The organism is Faecalimicrobium dakarense (genome assembly GCF_000499525.1).
Lineage (GTDB): Bacteria > Bacillota > Clostridia > Peptostreptococcales > Peptostreptococcaceae > Faecalimicrobium > Faecalimicrobium dakarense.
This window is the reverse complement of the sequence record NZ_HG529283.1, coordinates 1-4,979: the sequence shown is the minus strand read 5'-3', so window position 1 is coordinate 4,979 and position 4,979 is coordinate 1. Positions and strand designations below refer to the sequence as shown.

Sequence of the window (4,979 nt, the reverse complement as noted above, 5' to 3'; positions counted from 1 at the left end):
CAACAAAATTTAAATTATTTTTCTTTATATTTACTTTCCATATTTGTCATTATTTTTTCTAAATCAAAAGTAAGATTAATATTTAAATTATCTGGCTTAATATTTACATCATTAAAAGTAGTACCTTTAAAGTTACTTTTATCTATTATTACATTTCCATCATTAAATTTAATTTTAAATTGATTATCTTCAGGTATCCATTCCTTTATAAATTTATTAGTGCTAAAATCTACAAGCCATTTAAATACTTTTATATCTAAAAATTTAACTTCTTTTATTTCAATTTGCAAATCTCTATCTTTATTTATCATAGGTTTTATTGTCATTTCAACTGGTGTTTTTATTTTATTATTAATTTTATAATTAACATTAATTGTAGCTGTATCCTCTCCTAATGATACTTTCACATTTTCTAACTTTTCATTTTTCACGATATTATTCATTATATAATTTAATCCATTATCAACTGTTTCTTTTGGAGCTATGACATTCCCTTTAAAACCTACCGGGTTATTTATAACTTTAAGTTCGTTTACTTCTAAACCATATAAATAACTTACAAATTCTACGGTATTTTTTATAGATTTATTTTCTGTACTACTGTGATTAGCTTCAATTTTATCTTTTGGAGTTTTTATATTTTCTTTATTATCTTCTTTATTAAATTTCATAAACATAAAGATTATTAGTAAAATTGCAAAACCTAATCCTACCCATTTAATTGTCTTTTTATTACTTTCTTTCATCTAAAAATACTCCCTTTATTATTCTTTTAAACATTATATCTTCCCTCTTTAATAGATTCTAATTTATCTAAAAATGCTTCAAACTCATTGCATAAATAATCTAAGTCTTTTTTATCATAATAAAAGTGCCCTGATCTTTGTAGACAAATTACTTTATTCTGATTATTTAATTTCTTTTCAAATACTTTTAAACTTCTATGACTCACAAGTTCATCTTTCATTGTATGTATAACTAGCATCGGTACTTCGACCTTACTTAAGCTATTTCTCGATTTTATTATCAATTTAAATAAATCTATATATCTAGGTACCCATCTTAAATATGTTAAGAGTGAACATCTATCTACACTAAAGGCATTATAAGCATGATTTGTAAGAACATCATTTTCATCTATCTTACCTAGAGCTATTTTTAAACTACTTATTGCAATATTCAATTTTACTCTTACATGCATTGGTGTTGAAATAGATACTATTGCTTTTATACTCTCTTTGTGTTCTAAATAAGATAATATAGATAGCGTAGACCCCATAGAATGTCCTACTAGTATAATATTTTTATATCTTTCTTTCCACTTTAGTATTTCTTCATCTACACATTTGACCCATTTTTTTAAACTACTATTTGCAAAATTTTCTCCACTTTTACCATGACCGTCTAAAAGTATAACTGATATAGAATAACCTTTGCTCAAGGCAAGTTTTGCAAATGGTTTAAATTGATTTGGACTTTCTAGTATTCCATGTATAAATATTATAATCGTATCTGAATATTTTTTTTCATTATAAAAAGCCCTATGCTTATATTTTTTTATCATTTTTTAACTCCCAAATATACTTAATATAACTTAACCTCTTTGATTAATTTTAGATAATATAAAAATAGTACCATATACTTAGTGTATATGGTACTATTTACTACAATCTTTTTAGTTTTACTTCATATGGTTTCTTATTATTACATCAATGATATAATCTAAATTAACATTATCTTTATCTATATTTTCAAGTTCTAACACATATTCTTCAAACTCAACTTCTACACAAACACAGTGCTCATTTTCATCATTTATGTAATCAACTAATCTATAATCTTTTATTTCTTCTTGTAAGTACTCTTTTAGTTCATTATATTCTTCTTGGCTTATTTGTTTTTGTTTAGTTTTGCAACAACCTTTGCCACTACTACAACAACCTCCACCACTATTACAGCATCCCATAGTTTTTTTACTCCTTATCATTAGTCTTAATACTTATACTACCCTATATCAAGATATATAATCATATCTTATATTATATCTTAATTTGTTGATTTATCAATATTTTAAATAGATAAAAATATATTAATTAAATATATATTTAATTTATTACATTTAAGGTAATTAATTGTATTTACATAAAATCTATAGAAATACAATTAATTTATTTTATAATAGTATAATATAATTTTTTATTATATTTTAAAATACATTTATGAAAAGGGGGAATACACACTTGTCATCATCTGAGTTATTAGCAATAGAAGAAGTATTGCCCAAGGAAAATAAAAATAAAAAAATCTATATACCCATTAGAGCTAAGTTTTTTATAAGCTTAATTTGTGCTACTTTATGGGTAGCATTTTCTATATATTTATCGATTCCTTGGATTAAGGATTTATCAGCCTTAACAAATATATTTATGGCCTTATTTATAATAGGCGGAATCGCTTATGTTCCTGGCTTTATGAACGCTTTTTTAATTTCTAGTTTATTACTAGATAAACAACCAAAATTTAAGATTGGAAATCCAATAGATGAAATTACTATATTAGTTGCAGCTTATAATGAAGAAGAAGGTATATTTGATACACTTAAATATATAAAACATCAAGAATATAATGGAAAAGTAAACACTATAGTTATAAACAACAATTCTAATGATAGGACTGTAGAAGAAGTTTATAGAGTAAAAAAAGAGTTAAATATGAATGTAACATGTATAGACGAACCTAATCCTGGTAAATTTAATGCTTTAAATACAGGATTAAAAAATACTACTAGTAAATATGTTATAACTCTTGATGCAGATACACTACTTCATAAAAAAGCTATAAAGCACTTAGTTTCTAGAATTAATAGCGCTCCTAGTGATATAGCAGCAGTTGCGGGAAGTGTACTTGTTAGAAACAGTAGAGATAACTTACTTACAAAGTTACAAGAGTGGGATTATTTTTTAAGTATTTCTTCTATTAAACGTATGCAAGGAATGTTTCAAGGTACTTTAGTCGCCCAAGGTGCATTTAGTATTTACAAGACTGAAATCGTAAAAGACCTTGGTGGTTGGTCCGATGCTATAGGTGAAGATATAATTCTTACTTGGAATATGTTATCTAAAAACTATAGAGTATATTTTGAACCACTTGCTGTTGCTTTTACAGATGCTCCAACAAAATTAATTCATTTTATACGCCAACGTTCTAGATGGGCTAGAGGTATGATTGAAGGATTAAGAATGATTAAACCTTGGGAACAGCCTAATATATATTATAAGTTTCTAACAGCTATTGATCTTTTTATACCTTATATGGATTTTCTTATACATTCTTTTTCATTCCAGGATGTATATTAGCATTATTTGGTAAATTTTATATAGTTGGACCTGCATTAATATTAGTTCTTCCTATTACTGTATTAAGTTTTCTTACTTTATTCTTTTATCAAAAGAAAAAAGTATTTGATGAACTTGGGCTAGTTGCAAGAAAAAATATTTTTGCGTTTATAATCTTTTTATTAGGTTATCAATTATTAATGTCTCCAGTTTCATTATGGGGATATATTCAGGAGCTTTTTAATATGAAAAGAATTTGGAAATAAATATTTTTATAATATAAATTTTAAAATCTTACTAAAAAAGTCTTAGTAAGATTTTTTATTATATAACCTACTTTCGTTTTTGTTTATTTTTCTTCGTTTTATTTTTAACTTTATATTCAAACAAATTTCATTTAATTTTATGTATTTTTTATTTTTTCCAAATAATTTGTATCTAAATATTACTATTTTAAATATGATATAGTATACAAATATTTTGGAGGGAAATATAATGGCATTTTTAGACAGCTTAGTTTCTGACAGATTAGGTGGTTCATCATTTTTTACTGGCAATAAAAAATTGTACAAGTTTGAAAAAATAAAAAAATTAACTAAAGAAGCACGATTAAATAATCCTAGTATAAACCTTATTGATATGAGTGTAGGAGAGCCTGATAGAATGGCTGATGAGTCTGTAGTTGATGTTTTAAATTTCGAAGCAAGAAAACCTGAAAATAGATTTTATGCTGATAATGGAATTATTGAATTTCAAGAGGCCGCTTGTAGATATATGCACAATGTCTATAATATAGATGGTTTAACATCTGATAATATTATGCATGGAATTGGTTCTAAATCTATATTATCAATTTTGCCCATGTGCTTTATAAATCCAGGTGATATATGTTTAGTTCCTGTACCAAGCTATCCAACTTTAGCAAGCTATACAAGATTTTTAGGTGGAGAAGTTTATACCCTTCCACTTTGTGAATTTAATGATTTTTATCCTGTTTTAGAAGATATACCTTCTGATGTATTAAAAAGAACTAAAATGTTATATCTAAATTATCCAAATAATCCCACTGGACAAGTTGCTACTTATGAATTTTATAAGTACGTTGTTGATTTTGCTAAGAAAAATAATATTTTAATTGTGTGCGATGCTGCATATGGTAATTTAGTTTATGATAATTATAAACCATTTAGTATTTTTAGTGTTGATGGCGCTATTGATGTTTGTGTTGAAATTCACTCACTTTCTAAATCTTTTAATATGACAGGTTGGAGACTTGCTTTCTTAGTTGGAAATAAAAAGGTTATCAAGCTTTATTCCACTATGAAATCACACGCAGATTCAGGACAATTTAGAGCAATTCAATTGGCTGGTGCTTATGCGCTAGATAATTATAATTTAGTAGATGCAAATGTTATCAGATACTCTAGAAGATTAGATTTATTAGTAAAAGCATTAAGAGAAGTTGGTTTTGATGCAAAAAAACCTAAAGGCGGATTTTATGTATATGTTCCTATGCCTAAAAGAGTAAAAAACGGTATTATATTTAAAAATGCAGATGATGCTTCTCTTTATATCCTATCTACAGTTCTTATATCTACAATTTCTTGGGATGATTGTGGTGGATTTTTAAGATTTTCAGCTACT

General features: G+C 25.7%; 5 protein-coding genes. 2 read left to right on the top strand and 3 right to left on the bottom strand.

Going from position 1 to position 4,979, the window contains the following annotated elements:
- Positions 1-14: 14 nt before the first annotated feature.
- The 3 genes from BN899_RS06220 to BN899_RS06210 all read right to left on the bottom strand — a co-directional run bounded on the left by BN899_RS06220 (position 15) and on the right by BN899_RS06210 (position 1,966).
- Positions 15-746: a hypothetical protein gene (locus BN899_RS06220; RefSeq protein ID WP_042273820.1), complete on the bottom strand. Its 732-nt coding sequence runs from the start codon at positions 744-746 to the stop codon at positions 15-17.
- Positions 747-772: 26 nt separating this feature from the next.
- The gene (locus BN899_RS06215; RefSeq protein ID WP_042273818.1) at positions 773-1,564 is read right to left on the bottom strand and encodes an alpha/beta hydrolase; all 792 of its coding nucleotides are present in this window, start codon (positions 1,562-1,564) and stop codon (positions 773-775) included.
- Between the two features lie 117 nt (positions 1,565-1,681).
- A complete protein-coding gene (locus tag BN899_RS06210) occupies positions 1,682-1,966 on the bottom strand; it encodes a hypothetical protein (RefSeq protein ID WP_042273816.1) in 285 nt (94 codons plus the stop codon).
- 274 nt (positions 1,967-2,240) lie between these two features.
- Here BN899_RS06210 and BN899_RS06205 point away from each other — a divergent pair, with 274 nt between their 5' ends.
- A complete protein-coding gene (locus BN899_RS06205; RefSeq protein ID WP_242824102.1) occupies positions 2,241-3,356 on the top strand; it encodes a glycosyltransferase family 2 protein in 1,116 nt (371 codons plus the stop codon).
- A gap of 474 nt (positions 3,357-3,830) precedes the next feature.
- On the top strand, positions 3,831-4,979 hold a 1,149-nt coding region (locus tag BN899_RS06200; protein ID WP_052356662.1), incomplete at its 3' end, for an aminotransferase class I/II-fold pyridoxal phosphate-dependent enzyme.

Coding starts and splice junctions, on each gene's coding strand:
- BN899_RS06220 (WP_042273820.1), bottom strand. CDS start 746: ATGAAAGAAAGTAATAAAAAGACAATTAAATGGGTAGGATTAGGTTTT.
- BN899_RS06215 (WP_042273818.1), bottom strand. CDS start 1,564: ATGATAAAAAAATATAAGCATAGGGCTTTTTATAATGAAAAAAAATAT.
- BN899_RS06210 (WP_042273816.1), bottom strand. CDS start 1,966: ATGGGATGCTGTAATAGTGGTGGAGGTTGTTGTAGTAGTGGCAAAGGT.